Origin of the sequence: Anabaena sp. CCY 9613 (genome assembly GCF_963920895.1) — a bacterium.
In the GTDB taxonomy this organism is placed as follows: domain Bacteria; phylum Cyanobacteriota; class Cyanobacteriia; order Cyanobacteriales; family Nostocaceae; genus Cyanocohniella.
Genome location: NZ_CAWUDE010000017.1, coordinates 93,501 through 118,682 on the forward strand (window position 1 = coordinate 93,501; position 25,182 = coordinate 118,682).

The following is a 25,182-nucleotide window of genomic DNA, read 5'->3' on the forward strand; positions in this document are numbered from 1 at the left end:
GCAATGGATTTTATTTATAAAGTGCAATTCTAGCGTTGTTAATGCTGTTATCGAGGACTAAAAATGAAAATGTTTTCTTTTGTTTTATCTGTTTTACGCCCAGTACGTTTTGTAATTCTAGCTTTTGCTTGCACACTGCTACTACTCAATAATATGCTACCCGCTTTTGCAATTAGTAGCTATCAAAGTAATCCTACAGAAGGCACTACACAACTTCTGGAAACCCAACGAAAAACTGATGAAGTCGCTAAATCTGAACCTCCAAAACTGAAAGAAGTTCAAGAAAAATCGAATAAAGGACTTAACGAAGTTCAAGGAGATGCTGATATTAACCAGATGAAGCGTCCTGAAAATTCGCAAAGTGCAACCTCAGTAGAAGAGAATGTGCAGAATTTCTTGGAAAAAGTAACAGGTAATAAGTAATAAGCCACATTGTAACAATTAAGGGTTATGGAGACACGCGCGCTCCATAACCCTTTTATAATATCTAGCAACCATCAAAAAAAGCATTAATATAAAAATTGCTACCAAATGAAATAAGGTGTTGTTATTATTTTTGATTGATAGATAAAATTTTGCCTGGATAAAAAGTTTTGTAAAAAATAAATGATCCTAAATTAAATAGCGTTGAGAAACTCTAAATATTCGTCGGTATAGTTGATAAGCACAAATTAGGCGATCGCTAATATAGAGAAAGTGCCATGATCAGGTTTATACCTTCACACAATCAACACAATGACAACTACTGCTATTAATCCATATCTCAATGGCAACTTTGCTCCAGTGCGTGAAGAAATCACCACCAATACCCTCAAAGTCATAGGTGAGTTACCTCCCGACCTATCAGGAATATTTGTGCGGAATGGCCCTAATCCTCAGTGGTCACCCATTGGCCAATATCACTGGTTTGACGGGGATGGTATGTTGCACGGTGTCAGAATTAGCAACGGCCAAGCTACTTATAGCAATCGTTATGTGCGAACACAAGGATGGAAAATAGAACAAGCCGCAGGTAAAGCTGTCTGGTCTGGGTTATTAGAACCGCCACAAATGGATAATCCCCACGGTGGATATAAAAACACTGCCAATACTGCGTTAGTGTGGCACGCTGGTCAAATGTTGGCATTGAATGAAGGCGGTGCGCCACACGCCATCAAGCTGCCTGATTTAAAGACAAAAGGTGAATACACCTATAATGGCAAGCTGGTTTCTGCCTTTACAGCCCATCCCAAGGTAGATCCAAATAACGGTGAAATGATGTTTTTTGGTTACTCCTTCACTCCACCATACTTGCAATACAGTGTAGTTTCAGCCGCAGGTGAGTTATTGCAGACAGTGCCCATTGATTTGCCTATAGGCGTGATGATGCACGATTTTGCCATCACCGAAAACTATACAATATTTATGGATTTGCCCTTGACTTTTAGCCTAGAAAGAGTAAAAAGGGGAGAACCTATGATGATGTTTGAGCGCGATCGCCCCAGTCGTTTTGGTATAGTGCCACGTTATGGTGACAACAGTAACATCAGATGGTTTGAGAGTTCTCCCTGCTACATTTTTCATACTCTCAACGCCTACGAAGATGGAAATGAAGTAGTACTAATCGCCTGTCGGATGAAGTCTACTAATGTTTTAAATGATGACTCTTCAGCAGATCCAGACGCAGATATCCCCCGCCTGTATTGCTGGCGATTTCATCTCAGTACTGGGAAAGTACGCGAGGAAATGCTAGACGATGTACCTGCGGAATTTCCCCGGGTGAATGAAAATTACGTGGGACAACTAATGCGATACGGCTATGCTAGTAAGCTAGCAAAAAGTTCATTACCACTGTTTGACGGTTTAATCAAGTATGACCTGAGCAATGGCAAATCCCAAACTCATGAATTTGGACATGGCTGTTATGGAGGTGAAGCCGTATTTGCCCCGCGTCTTAATGCCACATCTGAAGATGATGGTTGGTTAGTTACTTTTGTTCACGATGAGAATACCACTACTTCTGAACTGGTAGTCATTAACGCCCAAGATGTGACAGCCGCACCTGTGGCGCGGGTACTAATTCCCCAGAGAGTACCTTATGGTTTCCACGGTAGCTGGGTTTCTGAGGAACAGCTGAGAAATTCTCTATAAAATTTCCCATGTAGAATCTAAAATCTCAAATTCAAAATTGGCCGATTATTCTGAAACCTACCCGTATCCTGTCCTGGTACTTGGCGGGGATCTGAGGAATTAGACTGCATCTGTTGAGTAGGTGATTGCCAGATTAAATTGCCGTTGCGATCGGCTATGACTGGAGTCATTGGTGTGACAACATTTGCACTGGGCGGTTGTATAGCAGTAGGTGCCATATTAGTCTGGACACCAGAAGTAATAGGTGATGTCACTGCTGTTGGCAATGCTGGGCTGGTTAAGGGCGAGCCGCTATTAAAGTTATTATATGAGTTTGGCGGTAAATTGTTGACTGTATTAGGCTGTAAATAACCAGTCCCAGGATTTAACCCAGTATTTGGGGCAAAAGTTGGGCTTGGTGAAATATTGTTAGGTGGGATTTGCATGACTCCACCATTATTTAACCCAGTACTAGGTGCAAAAGTTTGGCTTGGTGAAATATTTTTGGATGGGATCTGTATGACTCCACCAGTATTTGAACTTTCTCCTACAGAATTGATTTGAGGAGAAGCTGCATTATTTAAACCAAACACATTAGAGTTGGGTTGATTAGGCTGTGTTTGCAAAGGACTAATTGAGTCAATATTTTGATTATTTGCGGTCTGATTAACTAATCCTATGTCCAAGAAGGAAGATGTTGCGGCTGCTTGTGTTGGTTCAGATGATCCTGAGCCAGATTCGATACCTAAAGACTGACTAGTATTATTGAACGCCTTTAACTGCAATAAATTTTCTGCTTCTAGTACAAAAGGATTTTTTGCCTGGGGTACTGATGTACCATTAGCTATGCCTAATGATGTACTGTTAGCAGGTTGTTGTTTGCTAATTTCCTCAAGTAACTTATTGCTATTGTTAGCCTGAGGTTTATCTTGAGGGGTACTAGGAATCGGTGGCAAATTAATTGGTGAAAAGTCATTAAACAAGGCTGGTAAGTTATCAATATCCGCAGCAATGGCTTTGTCTTCTGGTGACAGGGAGGAGTCATCAGCCTCAGAGGAAGTGAATTCTAGGTTTGGCCGATAAGTAAACATATCTGGGTTCAGCCAGTATTCCCTAATTACTAACCCCAAAACAGAGATAAAAATTGCTGTTACCCAAAAACTAGGTTTGCCTAAATTCCATAACCTAGCTCTGAAATAACGTAAATAAGCGGGGGGATAATGGCGACGTGGCATAAATGTGTATGTATGATAATTGACAAAATTTTGATTTGATCCTAGCTTTTTTAGCTAGTTTAATCATGTTTTAATGCCAGGCAGGGGCAAAAATTTACTGTTTCCCTTTTCGCTTATTTTAACGAAGTATTTTAGACCGACTGGGTTGATTAATCCTCAGATTTTAGACTTTGGTCATTTTGGATAGCATCAGAAACTAAAAGTTGCACTAATTTATTGTTGTGGCTGAAAAATATTGCTGGATTCATGCCCTCGTTACTAAACTGTGTGCTGCAATACTTTTCTTTTGTACTTCTAATATCTTCCTACCTTTAGCACTCAGCCATACCCTGGCTATAACTTGTGGCGATAGGTCTCTTAAGACTGAATATCTCGTATTGCATTTTAATTATTTACCAGGAGACTACAGTAATGATGAAAGCTGAAGATATCATGACCACAGAGGTAGTTACCATTCGCGGTTCGGCTACTGTCGCTGAAGCTGTGGCGCTATTGAAAGAAAAAGGATTACGTGCTTTAGTTGTAGATTGTCGCCATGATTCTGATGCTTATGGCATTGTTACAGAAACGGATATTGTCTATAAAGTAATAGCCTACGGTAAAGACCCTAAGCAGGTCAGGGTTTACGAAATTATGACCAAGCCCTGCATTATCGTCAATCCAGATTTAAGTGTGGAATATGTAGCACGATTATTTGCGAATACTGGTATCCGTAGGGCACCTGTAATTCAAGGTAAATTGTTGGGGATTATCTCGACTACGGATATTTTGACCAAGAGCAACTTTGTGGAATCACCAAAAGCGCTCATGCTAGAAGAGAGAATTAAGCAAGCTATTGAAGGCGCTCGCGCTATTTGTACTGAGCATGGTGCTTATTCTAAAGCTTGTGCTGCGGCCTGGGATGAAGTAGAAGAACTTCAGGCCGAAGCTGCTCATCACAAATCGGAAGGTATGGTTTCCGCTAAGGTTTCGTTTGAGGAGTACTGTCGGGACAATCCAGATGCGCCGGAATGTCGCAATTTCCATCCTTAGTTGCAGAGATGGGGCTACGGGGAAGAAAGATTTTGTTACTAGTACAGTACAGATAAAATATGGATTCCCCTTTGTCTTCTTCCTTGTCCCCTTCCCTACTCCCTCAACGTCCTGCAACCCGCATTAATAAAAATAAACCTATTCCTAAAAACAGGAAGTTAGGCAACCAAGCGCCTATGAAGGGAGAGAAAATCCCTGCTTGTCCCATTGCACCACTAATAAAGAAAATTAAATAATACGTAAAAATCACGATGACACTGACACCAAAACTTGTTCCTCGTCCAGTTCGTTGGGGTATGCTGCCCATTGCTGCACCTACCAAGCCAAAGACTACGCAGACAAATGGCAAAGAAAATTTTTGTTGAATCCGTACTTCCAGTTTACGAATTTTTTGGCGATCGCCTCCAATCCGTTCTATTTCTAATTGTTCTAGGGATTCAGCAATATTCATTTCGCCGTAGTCTCGGCTTCTCTCTACCAAATTTAATGGTGTCCGCGGTAGTTGCAGTTGTTGGTGTTCAAATCGTAAGATATTGCGATAGGAGCGATCGGGAGCTACTAAATAAACTGTGCCGTTGTAAAAATCCCACACATTTTGAGCAGGATTCCACTCGGCAGATTCTGACACAAGTATTTGATTAAGACCCTCTGTAGTGCGATCTATAATTGTCAGACCTCTCATCTGCTGACCATCAAACTGGTCGGCATAAAATAAGCGCGCTAGTATCCTATTCCTACTACCATCTGGCTGCTCAATTTCTTGGTATTCGGGATAGAAAATATTTTGCTGCTTTAAAATCGGCTTGTCTGATTTCAAAGCTTTCTCAAGAGTAATACTTGCTTGGTAATTTGCTGCTGGTGCGATTTGCTCGTTAAACACAAATGTTAGTCCTGTGACCAAAAGACTCAACATCACCGCAGTTAGTACCATGCGATAGACACTGACTCCACAGCCACGCAGAGCAATCAGTTCACTCTGGCTGGAAAGACGACTATAGGTCATTAAAGTAGCCAGCAGCGTGGACATGGGAAAGGCTAAGACAATAAAATTGGGAAATTTTAATAAAAAAACCTGAACAGCAATGTTTACTGGCAGTCCAGATTCGACAATTCTTCTCACTAGCTCAAATACAGCATCAATAGTGACGCCCAGTGATGAAAAAGCTCCTACACCAAATAAAAATGGTGCTACCAATTCACTGGTTAGGTAGCGATCCATGATTGTAAAAGGCAGTAGTGAATTGAGGCTGTAAAAAAATTTGAGCTTTTTTGATATCATAAGAAATTTTTCAAATTAAGTCTGAACACTCCAGGCGAAATAAAGTACAAATATACGATTTTGAACTTAGTAATTAAAACAGACTAATAAAGATGAAATTAAGGGAGTTAAAAATTAAAAATTAAAATTATCTTTTTAAGAATTAATTATTTTAATTAAGCTTGAAAATTATCACCCAAATAGTATTGACGTACTAATGGATTGTTATAAAGTTCATCAGCATTACCAAAAGCGAGAATTTGTCCCTCACGCATGATATAAGCGCGGTCAGTAATAGATAAAGTTTCGCGCACATTATGATCTGTAATTAAGATACCCATACCGCGATCGCGTAATCCGGCAACAATGTGCTGAATCTCGGAAACCGCAATGGGATCAACACCAGCAAAAGGTTCATCCAAAAATAAAAACTTTGGCCCTTCTGGCCCTGCGGCTAAAGCCCTGGCTAATTCCGTCCGACGGCGTTCGCCACCAGATAGTTGAATTCCTTTACTATTGGCTACTTTTTCCAAGCGAAAATCCCGCAATAAAGTTTGCATTCGCCTTGACCACTCCCATCGTGGCACATTAGTTTGTTCTAGCACCAAAAGTATATTATCTCGTACCGACAGTTGGCGAAAAACACTTGCTTCTTGAGCTAGATAGCCAATGCCCAATTGTGCCCTTTTATGCATAGGCAGCTCGGTTATTTCCTGACTATCTAGCCAAACTCTTCCCTGATTAGGTTTTTCTAAACCCGTGGCAATATAAAAAGTCGTCGTTTTACCTGCACCATTAGGGCCTAGTAACCCAACGACTTCACCCTGGGCAATAGAAATGTTGACGCGATTAACGATATTTCGCTTACCGTAGGATTTGTGAATGTTTTCTAAAACAATTTTCACGATTCGCGCCTTTACTTACTGGTTAATGCTAATTAGACAAGTTTAAACCTGGTGTCGCTGGGGCTGGTGTGGTAGCTTGTCCACCAATTTCAGTGTCATTGACCATGTAAGTGGACTCTACTTGACGATTGGCTTGAGGTAAAGCCACAAACCGGCCCTCGTCAATCAAATAAGTCACTCTCTCGGCGCGCATACTATTGACACCCTGTTGCAAAATATAAACGTTCCCACTAAAGTCAATGCGGCGTTCTTTGTTAAAATACTGTGCTTGAGCAGCAGTTGCTTGCAGTTGGCGAGCCGGATACAACATTTGCACGTTGCCACGAGCTGTAATTACTTCAGTGTTGGCGTTATATTCTTGTACATCAGAACGGATGGTTAGGGGACGATTGTCGCCTGATGTTTGTGCCGTAGCTGTTTGGACTTGGGTAGGAAATGTCAAGGCACCCAAGAGTGCAGCGGGTAGCATCAAGGCTAATCCAAAACGACGTATTTGTGATATTGGCAATTTATAGCAGGTGGTCATAGATTAATTACGAATTTAGGATATCAGCTTGTATACCACTTATCTCAATTACTTTGTCCAGAGATAAAATCTACATTCTGGAATAACTTGGGATAACTGCTGGCTGAAATATTGACGCTTGGCCCAGCAACAAGGTTTCGCCAATATGCAGCATCTTAGCGTAACTCTCATTTTGTCAAGGACTTGGGGAAGGTGTGACCCCTGTGCCAGGGTTAATGGGAAGTAAAAATTTCTCAATTACATTAATTATGCGAGGACGGGAAGTTGATATTCAAGCTACACTCAGCGAACCCGATGAAATTCGTTTAAGTAAAAGCGATCAAAAAGTTTACTTGTTTTATCGTGCAGATGGTGAGAAGCGATGGGTTTGTGCAGTGACTAAACAACTGAATGGTGAAGGCTTTCTGATTACAGCATATCGAATAGGTGCGATTAAAGAAGGAGAAGTTATATGGCACAAGTAAAAGTTTTTCACGACAAAACTGGTAATACTCTAGTTGTCTGGTTTGGCAATCCCGAAGATGAATATGAGGTTGAAGAAACGGGGGATGAGGTGTTGTTGATGAAGGATAAAGATGGGAAGGTTATTGGTTTTGAAAAGCTCAATTTTATCTCTACTGCATCTGAATCCGTGCGGGTGGCATTTGAGACATTTGCAATTTAGTTGGCTACGGCGATGTCTAAACTGTCCTTTGCATGAGAACACTTTGGTAAGTCTACCAGTTCTAGAAACTGACTTTTTACGGGATGCGGAAAAGTCAGATCAGCATAATGGGGAAGAGGAAAGTTGCCCCATTCCCCAATTTTTGACCCCAAACCACCTGACTAATCGTTCATGAGGACAATTCTAGGCAAAGGCAAGAACTGATTTTCATCCCAGTCACCAGTGCTAATCTTATCTGCTTCAGTATTTTGTAATGCCGTCAACAATGCTGCACTCTGACTCAATAACTCGTCTACATCAATGCCGCCATAAATAGATGGGTAGCGTCGCAGGCGGTTGCTGCCTTCTCCCAGTAAAATCACTGCACCTCGCCAGTTGCGATTACCCAAATGATATAGTGCCACAGCAACTTGTAAAATACCTTGATAAAAGGTTTTTTCTGGTTCGCTTGCTTCTATCCACAAAGCCTCTAAAGTGTCATGACAGGCATAGAATTGTCCAGAGTTGAATTGTTCTACGCCTTGCCAAAACTCTTGGGACATCATTTTGCTCATCCCATACTGTCTCGCACTTCTTTGATTGTTTCTAGAGAAATTTCTTGTTGATCTCCAGCAAATTCGTTATCGGGTGTGAGAAACAGCATACAGTGGCACTCTTTGCGTTCTCTCATGGGTACACAAGGACAGTTCCAGTATGTAGCGTGGACTTCAGCTTCTTTGTCTTCGTAGTGGCGACAGGGACATAAGGGCGCACCTAGTTCATCTTTATGTTTGGCTAGTCCTTCAATTACCACTGCGGTGACAGAAGGTTCCGAACAGAAGTAGGTTCCAGTCCGTTTGGCATATTGTTCGGAAAAATGCCGCATTGCTTCTAGGCTTTTATCGGTGGATGTGGTGTTGTTTTCTGATGAGATCATGTGGATTGGCGCTCATAATTTAAATATTTCTTTGCATTGTACCTCAGCCTCATGGGGCTATTGATAGGGGAATTTCCCCAATCTGACAAAATTCAACTGATATCAATTTGTCTAAAGGTTTGTATGTCTAGGATACTAGAGTCCCAAAAATCTGGAATATTAAAGAAGCTTAATTGTCAAAATGCATTGAATTTTTGAATACAATTCATAGTAACCCCTGACTTTTGTGGCAAAATTAACGGTTTGATTGAGGGGGGATTTAATAGTTTGACAGCAGGCGCATCTTCTAGAAGGAGAATTTTGAGTAGTTTTTCAGCTAAGGCGATCGCTTGTCCATAATTCCCCAATGAATAAGTATTTATGCCTTTTTGACTTGGGGCAGAAAATTAGGCTGATACATGGGCGGCAAAATTTACTTCCCTACTAGACAAATCTCTCGGTAAACTCGTAGATCAAGTCTACTCGTCCCTTGCGTAACATCGCTGGGTCTAATCTTTCGGTGGTATTACAAGTCATCAAAACTACTAGTCGCTGCTTGCTTTGAATCCCCGAATCATCAATGATACTTTGGTACAAAGTTCCATCTAACAAACCCAGAATGTGTTCTGTTTTGTTGTTGTACTGTGCTACTTCAGATGCTCGATTTTGTGCCAAGTTATCAGCTTCGTTGATGATGATGCAAATACGTTCTAAGTAACTTGGTGGTACAAAGTTAGCGATCGCATCATGATCCAAAATGAAAATTACATACCCTAAAGGCACAATAATTTCTTTAGCTACTGCTTGTGTCCAGACAGTTTTACCTGTACCTGGTTCACCATGTACCACAACTGCTAACTGATGTTGATTCAAAACTGCCTGTTGTACTGTGTCACTAAAGTTTTGAATATCTGCTGGAAAACTGCGAATGGGGTATTGGCTATGAACCTTACCGACACGACTTTGATATCCACTCAGCATCACTGCTAAGTCATAAGTTGCTTTGTTAATCAGCGGCGAGAGATTGGTTGACATTAAAGTATATTGTCGCCGTCCCCGCTCATAAGACTCAATTTGCAGCCAAGTATCTTCCTGTGACCAATAAGCATAAACGGTATTGATCACGTCTAAGCGTTCCCAAGTCACAAATTTATCTACAGGAAAATAAAAATCTCTTTCTAAGTAGTATTGGGTAATAATATCGGGACGACCTAAAAGTTGTAAAACTCGTAATATGGTAATTTCTTGCAGACGGTTCAAAACGTAGTCAATAGGAATACTGCTACGGCTCACAAATTGCACAATAGGTGTTTCTGTACTCAAAACATCTTTGTGGCGATGATCTGGTGATTGCGGGTCTGGTGTAATATAATTCCAAAATTTTTCTACTTCGTAACGTGTATTATCAGATACGACATTCAATAAATTAGCCCACCAAGCATAATTATTGCGTCCTAAAACTTCAGCAAAATTACTCACTAAATTCAAACTTTTTTGAGTTAATTCGTGGCTGTCGTTATGTAACAGTTGCCAGAAAAACTCCCAGTCTAACTCTCTATGAAATGGTCGCCAACCACTAGACAGTAAACTTTGACCATTATTATTATTCGGAGTACTTTCTTTGTTTCTAAAATAATCAAATTCCATATTTCTGAATTACGCAGCGATAATCGAATTTTGACACCAGCTAGGAGTTAGGGTGTACCTCGTGTCATTGGGAAATGCTATGTGGCTCTAGGATATGTTAAATTTTTGATTTTTTAAGCTGTATTTTTTGTATACTACAATTGTAGCACAAAAATTCCAATAGATAAAAAATTTAGCAGTAAGATGTCCTGTTATTTCTACTGAGATTGAGAGATAAATGACAAGTAGTTCCAGATAAGATTGGCAGTAATCTCTATTTATGATTCTGTATATTTGGCTCTACGGAAATTAGTCACACCAGAGATAATACGGTGGATGCTAATTTTTTATGGACACTTCTGATAAACTCTGAGGAACATATTCTGTAATTTTGCGTATAATCGAGGGGTACTTGCTAAACCTATTGGCTAGAGATTTTATTTATCTTGATCCTTGTAGCGTGACTGATAATTATTAACTGATCAACAAAGGAAAAGAAAAACTTGAGCCAATCCTGGATTAGCGTGATTCTATACCCTTACGGAATGACTCGTATCTTTAAGTGAGACGATAAATTCCAATTCAATCTTCTGGAGAAGAGATGTATCTGGCCCATTCCTTCATGAGTGATGAAAAGAAGTACAACTCACAGCAGCCTTTAATTCTAGCAGTGGAAGATCATGATGATAGTCTACTGCTGCTTAGTTATGCCCTTGAGTCACTTGGCTGTAGATTTATTTGTCAAAATGACAGTTCTACTACCTTACTAGTAGCAAAAGAGTATCAGCCAGACTTGATCATGTTAGATATTCTGTTACCAGGTCTGAGTGGAGTCGATATTGTGCATTATCTGAAACAAGAACCGCTAACTTGCGAAATTCCAGTAATCGCAGTTACAGCTTTGGCTGGTAAAGAGGATCGAGAGCGCCTCCTCGCAGGGGGTTTTGATGACTACATCAGCAAACCTTACATGATTGAGGATTTAGAGGCGATACTTCACCGACTGCTACAAGGTAAACTTAAATCTCCCTCGACTCTCAAAAGTGCTGAATACTAAGTAAAACAAGGAAAATAATTTAATAATAATCAATTAACATAGCAGTTCTCAATAAGATGAGGTATACCTGCGCGGAAGTAGTCTGGAAAAGTTGGCCCAGATGGAAACTCTCGGTTTAAATTTTTGTAAAAGCCTTGGAAGCAACGCGATTTTGTGATATGGCAATTCTGGGGAAGCAAATACAAGAAACATTGATTATCAAGCAAGGATTTGAGGCGTTTAGCTACCAATTAAAAATATTTTCTTTTCTTCCCCGGCTCCCCCTACTTTCTTCAATGACTACTGACTACTATCTTTCGGTATTGTCACGGTGAATATACTACCTTTACCAACTTCAGAGGTCAGCGTAATTTTTCCCCCGTGTGCTTCGACAATTCGGCTCGATAAATGCAGCCCTAATCCACTACCTGAGCGTTTATTTCTGCCTTGACGAAATCGCTCAAAAACGGTTGATTGATCTTCAGGAGCAATACCATAACCTGTGTCTTTAACGTCAATTGTTACCCAACCCTGACTCTGAGAATCAGCTAGTTTTTCCGAAATCTGAATTTCTATACCTCCTGTATCCGTAAACTTGATAGAATTGCCAATCAAGTTGTTAAATACACGCCGTAATTCTAACGGGTCACCCATGACGACACCATTCATTTCTGGCTGTTGCTCTAACTTGCTAGTGTCTATTTTTAGATATAAATTCTTCTCACTAGCAAGAGGATTAAGTTCGCTCACGACTTCTTGAATAATCTCTGGAAGATGGCAAATGTCATCATTTAAAGTCTTTTTACCAGCCTCGAATCGAGAAACTTCTAGCAGAGTATTCACCATCTGCATTAAGTTTTGATTACTGCGAATCATTACAGCGATCGCCTGTTTCATTTCCGGGGAAATTTTGCAGAATGTTTCCTGTTCAAACAAACTCAGCATTCGATCAGAAGCTACTAAAGGAGTCCGCAAATCATGGGTTAAACGCGAAACAAAGTCTTCGCGCTGGCGGGCCATCTTCTTTTGTTCGTCCAAACTGTGTTTGAGGCGCAGGAGCGATCGCACTCTGGCTAAAAGTTCATCGGTATCAAATGGTTTGCGAATAAAATCATCTGCACCTGCGTCTAAGCCTTCCACAACACTAGATTCGTGAAAGGCAGTAATTAAGAGAATGGGAATATAATTGACATTCAAGTTAGGGTTTTGACGAATCCGCCGAGTTACTTCGTAACCATCAATTCCTGGCATCATCACATCTAGCAAAATCAGATCGGGTGGAGATTTTTCAATATGCTCCAAAGCTGTGATACCGTCTGTAACTAAATCAATTTCATACCCCTCACTTTCCAGAATAGTCTGAACCAAGATCAGGTTGTCTCTAGTATCATCAACGGCGAGAATACGATCAATTTGAGAATTTTCCACTACAGACATGATTAACGACTTTTTGTAAAAAAAATTGAAATATTTTATATTTTAAACTTGTGAAATCCCATCGATGCTTTGCTGGATTTAGTCGCAGAATGATGTGGGTTCTGCACAGAACCAAAAATATCATGGCCATCCACATCTAGAGCCGGAAAATTTCCCCCAGAATCTTGGCGTAATAAAACTTGCCGTGGGATTTCAATTCTAAACATCGAACCAACTCCCAATTGACTTTCCAAAATTATTTTGCCTCCCATCATTCGCACTAAAGAATCAATGATGGCCAACCCTAACCCTGTACCAGCATACTTGCGTGTGATACTTTGATCAACTTGGCGAAAAGCTTCAAAAATATAGGGAAAATCTTTGGTTGCTATGCCAATACCTGTATCACGAACTACCAGCGCCACGCGATTTTTCGCTACTTCTTCAATTTCCACCCAAATACAACCAGACTCTGTAAATTTGATGGCATTGGATAGTAAGTTCACTAAAATTTGCCGCACGCGCACTGAGTCATTAAATATCCAAGGATTTTCGATGTCAATGTCAACTCGCAAAGACAGCTTTTTGGCCTCAGCTAAAGAACGCATTTCGGCGACGCCCAGATTGATCACCTTTGTTAAATCAAATAATTCTGGTTTTAGTTCTAATCGCCCTCCTTCTAGCTTAGAAAAATCCAGGACTTCATTGACTAGCATCAACAAATGTTTACCATTGTTGAGAATCCGCTCCACCATATCTGTTTGCTTTTGGGTCAAATGACCAAACTTAGGGCGCAACAATATTTGAGAGAACCCAATAATGGCATTCATCGGTGTCCGCAGCTCATGAGACATCGTTGCCAAAAACTGCGATTTGAGACGTGATGCTTCTAATAATTTGAAGTTTTGTAACTGAATTTGTTGACGTTGACTCTCCAGTTCTTGATTCTTACGAATCAGCTGTTCATTACTTTCTCTCAGCCGCTGGTTGGCCAAAGCTGCTTGCATTTCTGCACGGTGTACCCGCATGGCATGACGCAACACCTGGGCCAGAGTTTCTGCACCTACTCTCGACTTAGAAAGATAATCTGTAGCACCAGCTTTCATCAACTCGACAGCGATTTGCTCATCTCCTTGGGCAGTCAGAACTACCATAGGAACTTTCACTTCCGCAGCCCGTAGTGTTTGGATCAGTGTTAAACCGTCCTGGTCTGGTAAACGATAATCAAGGAACACACAGTCGTAGGTAGTAGACTTCAAAGCAGCTAGTGCATCATTTCCATTGTCTACTTCAGACAGTTTCATACAAACTCCTGCTTGAGTCAGGGCCCGTCCCACTGCCATGCGGTCTACTTCGTCATCATCTACAACCAAAATTCTCAGCGTCTCTTCCATTGGTTTTTATTTTCGCTGTCAAATACAGGTTGATGTTTAGCATCTTTATGTTCAAAATAGGCAACTAAATAGTTTTGAAATTAGATGGGTTTTTTATGAATTTTTCCCACTCATCGGCTGAAGACTCTGAGGATGTCAAACCACGGCTTTGGTTAGTCAAGGTATTTCACACAATATCCAATACTTATTCAGTGCTGCCATCATTTCCACAAAATTTGTGAAGGTAATAGGTTTTAGAATATAGCCTGCAACGTTTAATTTGTAAGCTTCTACTCTGTCTTGATCTTGGTTGGATGTTGTCATCACAACTACAGGAGTTGTCCTCAGTTGGGGATCAGAACGTAATTTTTGGAGAAATTCGATCCCACCCATCTTAGGCATATTCAAATCCAGCAAGACCAAACGTCTTTGTGCCGGTATCTGGGGCGGTTGCCCATTGCCACCCAGCATTTTGAGTGCTTCTATGCCATTGCCTGCAAGGTAAATTGGATTGGTAATATTAACCTTCTTGAATGCCCGCTTGACATTCATGACATCTACTTCGTCATCCTCCACTAGCAATATGTTAATCACTCTTTCTTGCATTTCCTGGCATTAAATTCGCTTTTTTTTATTTTTGACTGGTTAATTAAACAGTGTATGAGAATTAAAATGTTAAATTGTAGCTAATGGTTAATAACTAATGGCTAGTAGACAATTAGTTATTAACAATCTGAAATTCGTTAATTTGTCAAGTAACAAATTTCAGAATCAGGTCTGTTAGTTTGCTAAGTGACAAGAATCAGCATAACAGCAAGGAAAATAAAATAAAATACTTTATTAAACCTCACAATAATTGTAAATGAGCGAGTTAACGCCCGTCCTCAGTCATTAGTGAGAGTTAAATAGCAAAATGCTGTATCGTAAGCCTGAACGTTGTTATTCATTTGGTTGTTTCAGCCAAGTAAAACTAAAAGTGCTGCCAATACCAGGCTGAGACTCTAAAGTAATTGTACCGCCTTCGGTTTCGACAATCTTTTTGACGATCGCTAGACCAATACCCGTATTTTCTTGGCGATCGCGGGCTTCTAGCGTTTGAAAAATCACAAATACTTTGTCTTGATATTCAGGAGAAATTCCCGGGCCATCATCTGCCACGATAAATTTGTAATATTTCCCCTGATTTTGCACAGAAATTTTTAAGTGCCCATCGGCGCGTGAGTGATGCTTAATGGCATTTTCCATCAAGTTGGCAAATACTTGTTGTAAAGGAAATTTCTTGGTGATAAAAGTAGGCATTTCCGGAGCAATATCGATGACAAATGTTGATGGCAATTCCCAGGAATCGATGATTTCCCGTAACAAAGCTTCAACATTAACTAAGAATAATTCTGTTTGACTGCGCCCCACTCGTGAATACTCTAATAAGCCATTAATTAGCCCTTCCATGCGGCGGACTCGCCCCCGCAACAGGCGCATCTGGTGTTGGTTGTCTGGGGGTAATTGCTCTTTTAAGTCTTCTTCTAACCATTCAGAGAGACTGGCGATCGCCCGCAGTGGTGCCTTCAGGTCATGGGAAGCTACATATACAAACTGATCTAATTCTTGATTACGCTTTTGTAATAAGCTAGTGGTATGGGCCAAAATTGTGTTTAAACGTGTAAGTTCCTCTGCCCGTTGTTGCAAAGTAAATTCTGCTTGTTTGCGCTGGGAAATGTCTTGCATCACCGCAATAAAGTAATTAGGTTTTGCCTCATAATTTCCATGTAGCCAATCGGCTTCTCGCAATAATGACATTGTGAGATTAATCCAAGCTGACGACTTGTCCTGGCGGATGTAGCGTTTCTCCGTTGAGTAAGTCTGAATTTCTCCGGCTAATAGTTGCCGAATTTTGACTGCATCAGTTGCTAAATCATCGGCATGAAAAATATCTTGTAAGGTCAGCTTTAAAAGCTCCTCATTGGTATAACCTAGTATTTCACACAGTTTTTGGTTAACGCGTATCCACCGACCATCTAACGCTATGTGAGCAATACCTACAGCAGCTTGTTCAAAGGTAGCGCGAAATCTCGCTTCACTTTCGTGTAATGCTTGTTCTGTCTGATGACGTTGAGTCATATGATCAAACCCCATCTTGAAACACTGATGAGGTAATGAAAAAACCTGTTCATTAAATAACCTATGGGCATCAACTGCCATAATTTTTTGGTCTGTAATATCTCGACCTTCCAAGATCAGGAAAGTAACTTGCCCAGTTTCATCTTTGATGGGCTTAATCGAAAAATCTAGGTGAGCAACTCTATCGCCAGTCCCGACAATATCGACTTCATAACGCACAAATTGTCCACTAGCTGCACAAGCAATGGAATTTTTCAGTTGTCTCTGAATTTGTTTAGAGATTGACCACCAACGAGTTTCCCATAAGGGCAAGCCAATCACTTGGTGTTTGTAGAGGGCCGCAAAATCTAACGCCGTTTGATTGATTTCAATCAGAGTGCCATCTGGCTTCATTAAGCCAATGAATTCAAAGGTTTGGTTAAAAATAGCACGTAGACGTCTTTCACTTTCTGTCATTTCATCTTTAACTTTATCTGATTTATGCATATTCTTTAGATCTTTTTAAGGATTTAGAATAGTATTAATTATGAGATGACTGCTTAATACTTAAAGCAATGATACAAATTATAGTCCGTATCAATATTTCATTTTTCTTGCTAAACTAGCTATATATCTAAGGCTAGATTTTTTCCTGTATATATTGTTGAAAAAATAGGTATTTATTATTTCTATCGGTGGATGCAGGATTAATAAAATATCCTCTATCTTGAGGTTTGGGAAAATCAGATAAACTGCTAAAAAAAGCCATAGTTTGCATGATGCAATCAGAAAAGAGCGGGTATAGCGATGAGTGAAATCAGCATTATTTTAATTGAAGATCATGACCTGACTAGAATGGGACTAAGAGCTGCATTGCAGTCCCACAGTGCATTGAAAGTAATTGGTGAGGCAGCAAATGCCACCCAAGGACTAAAACTTTTGGAAACAGCCAAGCCAGACGTAGCAGTGGTAGATATCGGCTTGCCTGACATGGATGGAATTGAACTTACCCGTAAGTTTAGGCGCTTTCAAGCGGAAACTGGACAAACAGCGACTAAAATTTTGATCTTGACAATGGATCATACAGAGGATGCAGTACTAGCAGCTTTTGCAGCAGGTGCAGACTCGTATTACATGAAAGAGACAAGTATCAATAAATTAACAGAAGCCATACAAGCAACTCACGGTGGTAACTCTTGGATTGATCCTGCCATTGCCAACGTAGTGTTACGGAAAATGCGCCAAGGAATTCCTGGAGAAACCCCAGGTTCTGATAAGCCAAAAACGGTAAAAATCGAGGCCCTAGCCACAGAATACGAGCAAGTTTTAGAAACCTATCCTCTAACACAACGCGAACTAGAAATTCTAGAGTTGATTGTTGCTGGGTGTAGCAATGGGCAAATCGCCGAACAACTTTACATCACAGTTGGGACAGTGAAAACCCATGTGCGGAATATTCTGAATAAACTCTGTGCCGATGACCGTACTCAAGCTGCTGTCCGTGCGTTGCGTTCTGGTTTAGTTGGGTGATTAAGGGACAAGGGGCCGCATAGCGCAAGTCAAAAGGAGCCAGTGCTTTGGGCGGGTTTCTCGACTTGTAGCAACTGGCGTTCAAAAGTGTTCCCCTACTCCCTACTCCCTAATTTTGCTTGTAAACAATCGGCGATACGTCTTGCAGCACCTGGTTTACCCATGCGTTGCATCCCGTTCTCAGCAATGACGTGCAAACTATCAGGATTTTTGAGTAGCGATCGCACTACTTGCACTACCTTGGTGGGATGATCTATTAAAATCAAGGATGATCCTAAAAGGCGGCTTTGGGCTTCGGCAAAGGCTGGGGTGTATTGAGGTCCATTACCGGGAATGGCGATGGCGGGTTTACCTAAGCCGATAAATTGTTCTGTGGCTGTGCCGGCCATTGCGATCGCCACATCTCCCCAATGTAAACAATCGTTATATGATTGTTGTGTTAGCACTAAATATGCATTTTTTTGCTGAAATATTAAAGCATTGGGGTCAGGTAGGGGAATGGGCGATTCTGTGTGGGGTTGCCAGCGCTGGGATTGAATAGTTTGGGATAAAATGTTGGTGTCTAAACTCGGGGCGATCGCTCCTAAAAATACTATGCTGCCACAAGAGTTGAAAATAGAATCTCGTTCTTGAAAACTAGCTATTAATGCAGAGACAGCAGTCATAATGACTTGCCAATTATTATATGTTTCCGGGGCACGGGAACCGGGTAATAAAGTAATTACCAATGGTCTAGCTATTTCTTGCTGTTGGGCTGCGACATTATAAAATTTTGCCGAAGAAAATGACGGTTGCAGACCATCCATCATGGGATTACCGAAATCAAAAGCGGGAATTGACCACTTTTGTAATATTTCTGTAGTTAAAGAATCTCTAGGGAACACAGCCCGACAACGGCGACGACTCATCAACCAACGTTCCCAAGGATGATAAATCGAACCAGAAAAATTTTCCCAATAGGCGGCTTTTGAGTTTCTGGATAATAACCCTACTTCATCTCTGACATGATATTCTGATTTTGCCGTACCCACAAAAGCATAATTAGTACCACTAAAAGCAGCAAACAACAGCGGTACAATATCTCCTACAGCTAAAATAGCTGTCTTGTTGCCTAATTTTTTTTGGGAACGCACCCAACGACGCATAGCTTTAATTTGATTCAGGGTAAGTTGCACTAAACCGCCACGCACATCTCTTACTAGTTGACGACTATCCATATACACAAACCCACCAGAAGGCATGGTACGTACTGAACCGATCAGTGGGATATTTAATTGTTGGTAAGCGTGTCCTTCACCCACCAAAGGTAAAGCAAAAATATCCGGGGAATTTTGTTGTTGCTGGAGTTCATGCAAAATGCGGATAGCAATTATATCCTCTCCATGACCATTGCTTAAAACTAGTAACTGCAAACGAGAAGTTGCATCTGAAGATAACCGAGAGACATTACTCATATAAATAGGTAGACACAAATAAAACTAATTGGTGAAGGTCATTAAACAATTTTGGATTTTAGATTCTGCAATATCTAGTAAATAACGCTTTTCATCCAGCATAGAAACAAAATCTGAAAATTAACTGTCTGTTTGGACAAGAGGTATAAATGAGGATATCAATCGGCCAAGCAGCTGGAAGTTAGTATAATCCTCATTAACTCACCTCATTACAACTAACTACCAGTTAATTAAAATAAATATTATGCGAATTTCTTCTGCTGCAATTTTAACTTTAGCTACTTTGGCAGCTAGCAATATTACACAACAAGCAACGGCTACATCTAGCAAAACCATTTCTCAAGATGAACCTGCGGAAAACTCCGTTGTGCCGATTATAGAAGCAACACCTGCGCGCATGGAATCTGTTGCATCCCCAGAAACCGTAACTACCGAATCATTTTCTCAAAACTCTGTAGTTGTACCAGCAAGTGTAAATCAAGATTCTCCAGTAGCTTTAACACCAATAAATCCAGAAAATCAACCCATATCTGCTTCACCAGAAACTTTAGATATCCAACAATTTTCTCAAAATTCTCTAGTTGTACCAGTAAGCACCAATCAAAAATCTCCAGTAGCTTTAACGCCAATAAATCTAGAAAATCAACCCATATCTGCTTCACCAGAAACTCTAGATATCCAACATTTTTCCCGAAACTCTCTAGCTGTACCAGAAAATCGCCTCACCTCCCCACAATCCCTCCTCATCTTGGCCAATACTGATAACAACTTAGTAGTCACAGCTACAAACATCCAAGTAGTAGGTGCTACCGAAGAATTGCAGCAGATTGTGCGCCAAGTGGTGAAAACCAAAGTTGGTAGGGACACTAGTCAAAGCCAGCTACAACAGGACGTAGCGGCAATTTTAGAGACAGGTTTATTTACTAGTGCTAATGTCAGTAGCAGCACCACACCAGCAGGTTTAAATGTAGTGTATCAGGTGCAACCAGTAATCGTGCGATCGCTGCAACTGTCAGGAGCTAAAGCACTAACTTATCCAGTAGCGCAAGAACGTTTCCAATCACAAATTGGCAAACCCATTAGTCCGGAGGGACTCAAACAAGTTGTCCAACAAATCGACCAATGGTATGCCGACAATGGTTATCAACTGGCAAATGTGCTATCAATTTTGCCCAACCGCCAAGGCGTTCTCACCGTAAATGTCGCGGAAGGCTTGGTGGGTGACATCAAGTTTCGTTTTATTGGCGAAGATGGGAAAACCGTTGACAGTCAGGGACAACCAGTAGCAGGACGTACCAAACCCGATTTCCTCCAGCAGCAATTACAACTGCAACCAGGGCAAATTTACCAAGAAAATACTGTCAGGGAAGATGTTCAACGACTATACGGTACTGGTTTATTTCAGACAGTGAATGTCAACCTTGAAGGCGATGCCAATAAAGTTGATGTTGTTTACGATCTCAAGGAAATGGGGGCTAGGGCGGTTAACGTTGGTGGTAGCTATAACGCTGACTTGGGACTATTAGGAACTTTAAGTTATCAAGACCAAAACATTGGTGGTATTAACGATAATTTGGCTGTAAGTTTAGGTGTAAGTCGGCGAGACGTGCAGTTTGATACTAAATTTACCAGTCCCTATCGTTCAACAGAACCAGATCGTTTAGGTTATAGCATTAATACTTTCCGTCGCCGGGAAATTTCCTCAACCTTGGATAATAGTGTTCCCTTACCCAACGGTGACCAAGCGCGAGAAGGTCAAATTGGTGCGTCCTTCAGCCTCCAGCAACCACTAGACGACTGGAATACATCTTTGGGATTAAATTATACACGCACCAGTATTCGCGATCGCCAAGGTAATATTTCCCCGGTTGACGAACTAGGGAATCGCCTATCAGCCAGTGGTACGGGGATTGATGATTTGGCTACTGTATCTTTCACTGCGTCCCAAGACAAACGAGATAATATTTTTAATCCCACTCAAGGTTCTTTGGTAAGTTTAAGTGCAGAACAATCCCTACCCATTGGTCAAGGTAATATTTCCATGAATCGCCTCACGGCGAATTACAGTCAGTATGTGCCAGTAAAATTATTTAATACTAACAACACCCAGTCACAAGTATTCGCTGTCAATTTCCAAGCGGGGACTGTCCTCGGCGATTTACCACCCTACGAAAGTTTTAACTTAGGTGGTTCTAATTCAGTGCGGGGTTATGAGTCGGGCGAAGTGGGTAGTGCGCGGACTTATGTATTGGCTTCCGCAGAATATCGTTTTCCCATTATCCCTGTGTTAGGTGGTGTCGTCTTTGCTGACTTTGCCTCAGACTTGGGTTCTGGTGATACCGTCATCGGAGATCCCGCGGGTGTGCGCGGTAAACCAGGTAATGGTTTTGGTTATGGGGCTGGAGTCCGGATTGACTCCCCTCTGGGTTTAATTCGCGCTGACTATGGAATTAATGACCAAGGAGAAAGCCGAGTACATTTAGGTATAGGTCAAAGATTTTAATGGGTCTTTGTGGAGACAAACGGCCAATCGCCCCTATTGTATGATCAAAAAGACAAAGCTGTTACGATCATTGAGAAGTTTGACACTTCAAGAGTTGCCAACATTAATATATTCCTCAAGACAAGGGTGATATCCTTGTTAGTTCTTGACTTGTGTCAAGATATGGAAAAAATTGTTGATTAGGGATTGCTTGGAGAATCAGGAATCAGTACTATCTGCTTACTCAGGAATCAGGACTTAAAACTCTCTATGTTAGCAGGCACAATTTTGCAGGGTGGCAAATATACCCTGATTCAAGAAATCGGGCGCGGTGGCTTTGGCATCACGTTTAAGGCTACTCATCACTACTTAGGTCAGGAGGTAGTGATGAAAACCATTAATGAACGACTGCGACAACACCCTGATTTTGCTAAGTTTGAGCGTCAATTTCAGGATGAAGCCAGACGTTTAGCCACTTGTATCCACCCCAACATTGTCCGAGTTAGCGACTTTTTTGTGGAAGATGGCCTGCCTTACATGGTGATGGAATATATTCCTGGGGAAACTTTAGGTAACGCCTTTGTCTTGCCTGCGATTCCTTTACCAGAAGCAACCGCAATTCATTACATCAGGCAAATTGGTGCAGCATTACAGGTAGTACATAACAATGGTTTACTGCACCGCGATATTAAACCAGATAATATTATTCTGCGTCAAGGAACTCAGGCAGTAGTACTGATTGATTTTGGTATTGCCCGTGAATTTAATAACGGTGTCAGGCAAACTCAGACAGGAATGGTTTCTGAAGGTTATTCTCCCATTGAACAGTATTTGACCCAAGCACCGCGCACACCCGCTACAGATGTGTATGGTTTGGCAGCTACATTGTATGCTTTATTGACAGCACAAGTTCCTTTACCGGCCTTGTTGCGCGATCGCGAAAAAATGCCATCTCCCCGTGAACTGCAACCTCATTTGAGTGCAGCAGTCAATCAAGCAGTCATGCGTGGTATGGCTGTAGAATCTCGCTTTCGTCCCGCCACAGTTGCCGACTGGCTGCAACTACTGCCTCTAAGTGGCATGAGTACACCCCAAGCACCCCCTACTCAGGCAGTACCCACAATAAATTTGTCTGCGAAGCAGCAGCGAGAAAAATTGCCCCAAGCAACTGTCCTCAGTCGAGTTAAAAAGCCCTCAAGATCGACAAAACCGGGGAATACTAAATTATTCATCGCTTTAGGTGTAGCTGCTGTTGCTGGTACAGCTGGTTTTGGGATCACCAGCCTATTTTCTGGTGCTGAACCACAGTCATCTTCACCACCACTTTTTGAAGAACGGACAATAGAGCCTGCACCAACAAAACCTGCTGTTAATTCGCCAGCTTCATCTTCTAGGGAAGAAAATAACACTCCTCAAAATACTCGCACTTCTCCCGCCAGGAACACAGCACCAGCATCAACACCCAGACAACGCCAGCGTTCTGTACCCGTGGTTCAAGAAGAAACTCCCAGAACTAGTAGCAGTAGCTCTAGTGAAAACGCGCCGCGTACCAATAGTGTAAGACCTGTAAAACCTTCAGTTTCGCCTAGTGTTGCGCCTACACCGCCGTTAATAGAAAGGCTACGGAAAATCCGTTCATCACGTGAAGAGGCTGCATCCCCAGAATCGCCAGGCTCCACTGTCATACCTACCACTAGCAAAGAGTCTACTTCACCTGCACCGCCACCGCCACCGCCACCTTCAATAGTGAAACCATCACAGCCTGTGGTCATCCCCACCCCACCACCAGTGGAATCAAAACGCCCAGATAGACCCCCTGTGATAGTCCCCACAGTGGAGATTCCGGCTAGTGGTTCATCGCTTTAATTTAGAAGGTTAAATTTGCAGATTCGATCAACGAATTAAGAAACGTCCACAATTGCAAATCAGTAAAGTCTGGAATGGACATCAACGTGCCAACTTCCTGCAAGACTTGCGGATCATGAGTGGATGCTACACCAACAGTGCGAATTTTAGCACCCACTGCGGCCCGAATACCAGAGGGAGAATCTTCTAAGGCGATCGCTTCCTCTGGCTTAATTCCTAAATTATTTAATGCTACTTGATAAGGCGTAGGGTCAGGTTTTCCTGCAACACAATCATCTGCCACCACGATTGTGTGAAAAGCTGTTTGTATTCCTAGCACCTCAAGCATAAATTCTGCATTTAGTCGAGGGGCGTTAGTTACTAAAGCACGTTTTAATTGATGTTTTTCTGTCCATGCGATGAGTTCAGCAAATCCATCAATTGCTTGGAGATGGGAAGCAAGTTCACGGAATAGGGCTTCTTTTTCATCTGCAAATTTTTGACCTTCAGCTACTGATAATTGTGGCAGGATATCTTTGACAATTTCTGGATTTAACCGTCCACTAATACGAGCTTTGTAGAAACTCTCATCAATTTCGATGTCATAACTCAACAGCATTTGCTGCCAAGCTTGATAGTGAATAGGATCAGTATTGACGATAGTGCCATCTAAGTCAAAGAGAATTGCAGCTAGCATGATATTGGGGTAGATTGTAAATAATTATTAACTTTATTTACATAGTTTACATGGTTTTTGTCCTCAGTCATATAAAGGGACTAGGGGTTAGTATTTTTAACAGTACTCAGCACTTTTTCCAGTTAGTCAATCACGGAAAAAACCACAACCAAGAATAAGCAACTTTCTTCTCTAATCCCTCGCCTCTAGCCTCTCTTCTATTGACAACATTCCCTGTAAGCAAATGTCAGCCGCTACAAACTCTTTTCATGTCGATGACTTATTAGTGCAGATTTACAACTCTGAAGCAGAAATGGCGTTAGCAGTTGCAGAAATCACACAACAGTATTTACAGCAACTTCTCCAGGAACAAGACACAGCAGCTGTATTGTTAGCAACAGGTAATTCCCAACTCAAATTTCTGGATGCTTTAATCTCACTTGGTGGTGTAGACTGGTCACGAGTTACTTTATTTCATCTAGATGAATATTTGGGAGTGACTGCTGACCATCCTGCTAGTTTTCGGCGCTATATGCGAGAACGTGTAGAAAAGCGCATTTTTCCCCATAAATTCCATTATATAGAAGGCGATGCCTTGCAACCGATCACAGAGTGCGATCGCTACACAAAACTATTGCAAGCACAGCCAATTGATTTGTGCTGTCTGGGTGTTGGTGAAAATGGACACTTGGCCTTTAATGACCCAGCAGTAGCTAATTTTCAAGATCCTTACAGTGTCAAATTGGTAAAATTAGACATAACAAATCGCCAGCAACAAGTTAACACAGGTCACTTTCCCAATATTGATAGTGTTCCACAGTACGCTTTTACTGTTACTTTGCCTTTGATTTGTGCAACTAAAAAAATTATCTGTCTAGCACCAGAAAAACGTAAATCACAGACAGTTAAACAGATGTTACAAGAGTCAATTACCACAAATTGTCCAGCATCAATTCTCAGAAAGCAATCGCAAGCAACGTTATTTTTAGATATAAATTCTGCTAGTTTGCTGTCTTAAATGTA

23 protein-coding genes are annotated in these 25,182 nt (G+C 41.3%); 10 read left to right on the forward strand and 13 right to left on the reverse strand.

Annotated elements, in window-relative coordinates; genetic code table 11:
* Positions 1-63: 63 nt before the first annotated feature.
* Together ACM0OT_RS18895 and ACM0OT_RS18900 are read left to right on the forward strand one after the other, a co-directional pair.
* Entirely contained in the window at positions 64-423 is a 360-nt protein-coding gene (locus ACM0OT_RS18895) for a hypothetical protein (protein WP_414565947.1), read from the forward strand.
* 312 nt (positions 424-735) lie between these two features.
* Complete coding sequence (locus ACM0OT_RS18900; RefSeq protein WP_414565948.1) at positions 736-2,130, forward strand: carotenoid oxygenase family protein; 1,395 nt, start codon at positions 736-738, stop codon at positions 2,128-2,130.
* Between the two features lie 17 nt (positions 2,131-2,147).
* On the opposite strand, the gene ACM0OT_RS18905 is transcribed toward ACM0OT_RS18900, so the two are convergent.
* Positions 2,148-3,344 carry a hypothetical protein gene (locus ACM0OT_RS18905; protein ID WP_414565949.1) on the reverse strand — a complete coding sequence of 399 codons (1,197 nt, stop codon included), beginning with the start codon at positions 3,342-3,344 and terminating at the stop codon, positions 2,148-2,150.
* 411 nt (positions 3,345-3,755) lie between these two features.
* Here ACM0OT_RS18905 and ACM0OT_RS18910 point away from each other — a divergent pair, with 411 nt between their 5' ends.
* Positions 3,756-4,376, forward strand: a complete 621-nt coding sequence (locus tag ACM0OT_RS18910; protein WP_414565950.1) for a CP12 domain-containing protein — start codon at positions 3,756-3,758, stop codon at positions 4,374-4,376.
* A 103-nt stretch (positions 4,377-4,479) separates the two neighbouring features.
* Here the strand turns inward: ACM0OT_RS18910 and ACM0OT_RS18915 are convergent, their stop codons facing one another.
* The 3 genes from ACM0OT_RS18915 to ACM0OT_RS18925 all read right to left on the reverse strand — a co-directional run bounded on the left by ACM0OT_RS18915 (position 4,480) and on the right by ACM0OT_RS18925 (position 7,065).
* A complete protein-coding gene (locus ACM0OT_RS18915; RefSeq protein WP_414565951.1) occupies positions 4,480-5,595 on the reverse strand; it encodes an LptF/LptG family permease in 1,116 nt (371 codons plus the stop codon).
* A 215-nt stretch (positions 5,596-5,810) separates the two neighbouring features.
* Positions 5,811-6,539, reverse strand: coding sequence for an LPS export ABC transporter ATP-binding protein (gene lptB / locus ACM0OT_RS18920; protein ID WP_414565952.1), 729 nt, complete (start codon positions 6,537-6,539; stop codon positions 5,811-5,813).
* Positions 6,540-6,567: 28 nt separating this feature from the next.
* Complete coding sequence (locus ACM0OT_RS18925; RefSeq protein ID WP_414565953.1) at positions 6,568-7,065, reverse strand: LptA/OstA family protein; 498 nt, start codon at positions 7,063-7,065, stop codon at positions 6,568-6,570.
* Between the two features lie 194 nt (positions 7,066-7,259).
* Here ACM0OT_RS18925 and ACM0OT_RS18930 point away from each other — a divergent pair, with 194 nt between their 5' ends.
* Both ACM0OT_RS18930 and ACM0OT_RS18935 read left to right on the forward strand, forming a co-directional pair.
* Positions 7,260-7,529: a hypothetical protein gene (locus ACM0OT_RS18930; protein WP_414565954.1), complete on the forward strand. Its 270-nt coding sequence runs from the start codon at positions 7,260-7,262 to the stop codon at positions 7,527-7,529.
* Positions 7,517-7,729: a DUF2283 domain-containing protein gene (locus ACM0OT_RS18935; RefSeq protein ID WP_414565955.1), complete on the forward strand. Its 213-nt coding sequence runs from the start codon at positions 7,517-7,519 to the stop codon at positions 7,727-7,729. Before ACM0OT_RS18930 ends, ACM0OT_RS18935 begins: the two co-directional genes overlap by 13 nt.
* 161 nt (positions 7,730-7,890) lie before the next feature.
* On the opposite strand, the gene ACM0OT_RS18940 is transcribed toward ACM0OT_RS18935, so the two are convergent.
* The 3 genes from ACM0OT_RS18940 to ACM0OT_RS18950 all read right to left on the reverse strand — a co-directional run bounded on the left by ACM0OT_RS18940 (position 7,891) and on the right by ACM0OT_RS18950 (position 10,271).
* A complete protein-coding gene (locus tag ACM0OT_RS18940) occupies positions 7,891-8,283 on the reverse strand; it encodes a DUF309 domain-containing protein (RefSeq protein ID WP_414565956.1) in 393 nt (130 codons plus the stop codon).
* Positions 8,280-8,645 carry a ferredoxin thioredoxin reductase catalytic beta subunit gene (locus ACM0OT_RS18945; RefSeq protein ID WP_414546518.1) on the reverse strand — a complete coding sequence of 122 codons (366 nt, stop codon included), beginning with the start codon at positions 8,643-8,645 and terminating at the stop codon, positions 8,280-8,282. Before ACM0OT_RS18945 ends, ACM0OT_RS18940 begins: the two co-directional genes overlap by 4 nt.
* Positions 8,646-9,068: 423 nt before the next feature.
* Positions 9,069-10,271, reverse strand: a complete 1,203-nt coding sequence (locus ACM0OT_RS18950; RefSeq protein WP_414565957.1) for an AAA family ATPase — start codon at positions 10,269-10,271, stop codon at positions 9,069-9,071.
* 580 nt (positions 10,272-10,851) lie between these two features.
* On the opposite strand from ACM0OT_RS18950, the gene ACM0OT_RS18955 reads away from it, so the two are divergent.
* Complete coding sequence (locus tag ACM0OT_RS18955; RefSeq protein WP_414565958.1) at positions 10,852-11,307, forward strand: response regulator; 456 nt, start codon at positions 10,852-10,854, stop codon at positions 11,305-11,307.
* Between the two features lie 279 nt (positions 11,308-11,586).
* On the opposite strand, the gene ACM0OT_RS18960 is transcribed toward ACM0OT_RS18955, so the two are convergent.
* From ACM0OT_RS18960 to ACM0OT_RS18975, 4 genes are all read right to left on the reverse strand, one after another.
* On the reverse strand, positions 11,587-12,723 hold the full coding sequence (locus tag ACM0OT_RS18960; protein ID WP_414565959.1) for a response regulator: 1,137 nt from the start codon (positions 12,721-12,723) through the stop codon (positions 11,587-11,589).
* 35 nt (positions 12,724-12,758) lie between these two features.
* Positions 12,759-14,096: an ATP-binding protein gene (locus tag ACM0OT_RS18965; protein WP_414565960.1), complete on the reverse strand. Its 1,338-nt coding sequence runs from the start codon at positions 14,094-14,096 to the stop codon at positions 12,759-12,761.
* A 156-nt stretch (positions 14,097-14,252) separates the two neighbouring features.
* A complete protein-coding gene (locus ACM0OT_RS18970) occupies positions 14,253-14,681 on the reverse strand; it encodes a response regulator (RefSeq protein ID WP_414565961.1) in 429 nt (142 codons plus the stop codon).
* Positions 14,682-15,014: 333 nt separating this feature from the next.
* Complete coding sequence (locus tag ACM0OT_RS18975) at positions 15,015-16,679, reverse strand: PAS domain S-box protein (protein ID WP_414565962.1); 1,665 nt, start codon at positions 16,677-16,679, stop codon at positions 15,015-15,017.
* Between the two features lie 300 nt (positions 16,680-16,979).
* Here ACM0OT_RS18975 and ACM0OT_RS18980 point away from each other — a divergent pair, with 300 nt between their 5' ends.
* Entirely contained in the window at positions 16,980-17,702 is a 723-nt protein-coding gene (locus tag ACM0OT_RS18980; protein WP_414545848.1) for a response regulator, read from the forward strand.
* Between the two features lie 95 nt (positions 17,703-17,797).
* Here the strand turns inward: ACM0OT_RS18980 and ACM0OT_RS18985 are convergent, their stop codons facing one another.
* Entirely contained in the window at positions 17,798-19,156 is a 1,359-nt protein-coding gene (locus ACM0OT_RS18985; protein ID WP_414565963.1) for a lipid-A-disaccharide synthase-related protein, read from the reverse strand.
* A 244-nt stretch (positions 19,157-19,400) separates the two neighbouring features.
* Here ACM0OT_RS18985 and ACM0OT_RS18990 point away from each other — a divergent pair, with 244 nt between their 5' ends.
* Positions 19,401-21,659, forward strand: a complete 2,259-nt coding sequence (locus ACM0OT_RS18990) for a BamA/TamA family outer membrane protein (RefSeq protein WP_414565964.1) — start codon at positions 19,401-19,403, stop codon at positions 21,657-21,659.
* A gap of 249 nt (positions 21,660-21,908) precedes the next feature.
* On the forward strand, positions 21,909-23,504 hold the full coding sequence (locus tag ACM0OT_RS18995) for a serine/threonine protein kinase (RefSeq protein WP_414565965.1): 1,596 nt from the start codon (positions 21,909-21,911) through the stop codon (positions 23,502-23,504).
* Between the two features lies 1 nt (position 23,505).
* On the opposite strand, the gene ACM0OT_RS19000 is transcribed toward ACM0OT_RS18995, so the two are convergent.
* The gene (locus ACM0OT_RS19000; protein ID WP_414565966.1) at positions 23,506-24,180 is read right to left on the reverse strand and encodes an HAD family hydrolase; all 675 of its coding nucleotides are present in this window, start codon (positions 24,178-24,180) and stop codon (positions 23,506-23,508) included.
* A gap of 223 nt (positions 24,181-24,403) precedes the next feature.
* Between ACM0OT_RS19000 and ACM0OT_RS19005 the strand changes: the two genes are divergently transcribed.
* A complete protein-coding gene (locus ACM0OT_RS19005; RefSeq protein WP_414565967.1) occupies positions 24,404-25,177 on the forward strand; it encodes a glucosamine-6-phosphate deaminase in 774 nt (257 codons plus the stop codon).
* Positions 25,178-25,182 lie beyond the last annotated feature (5 nt).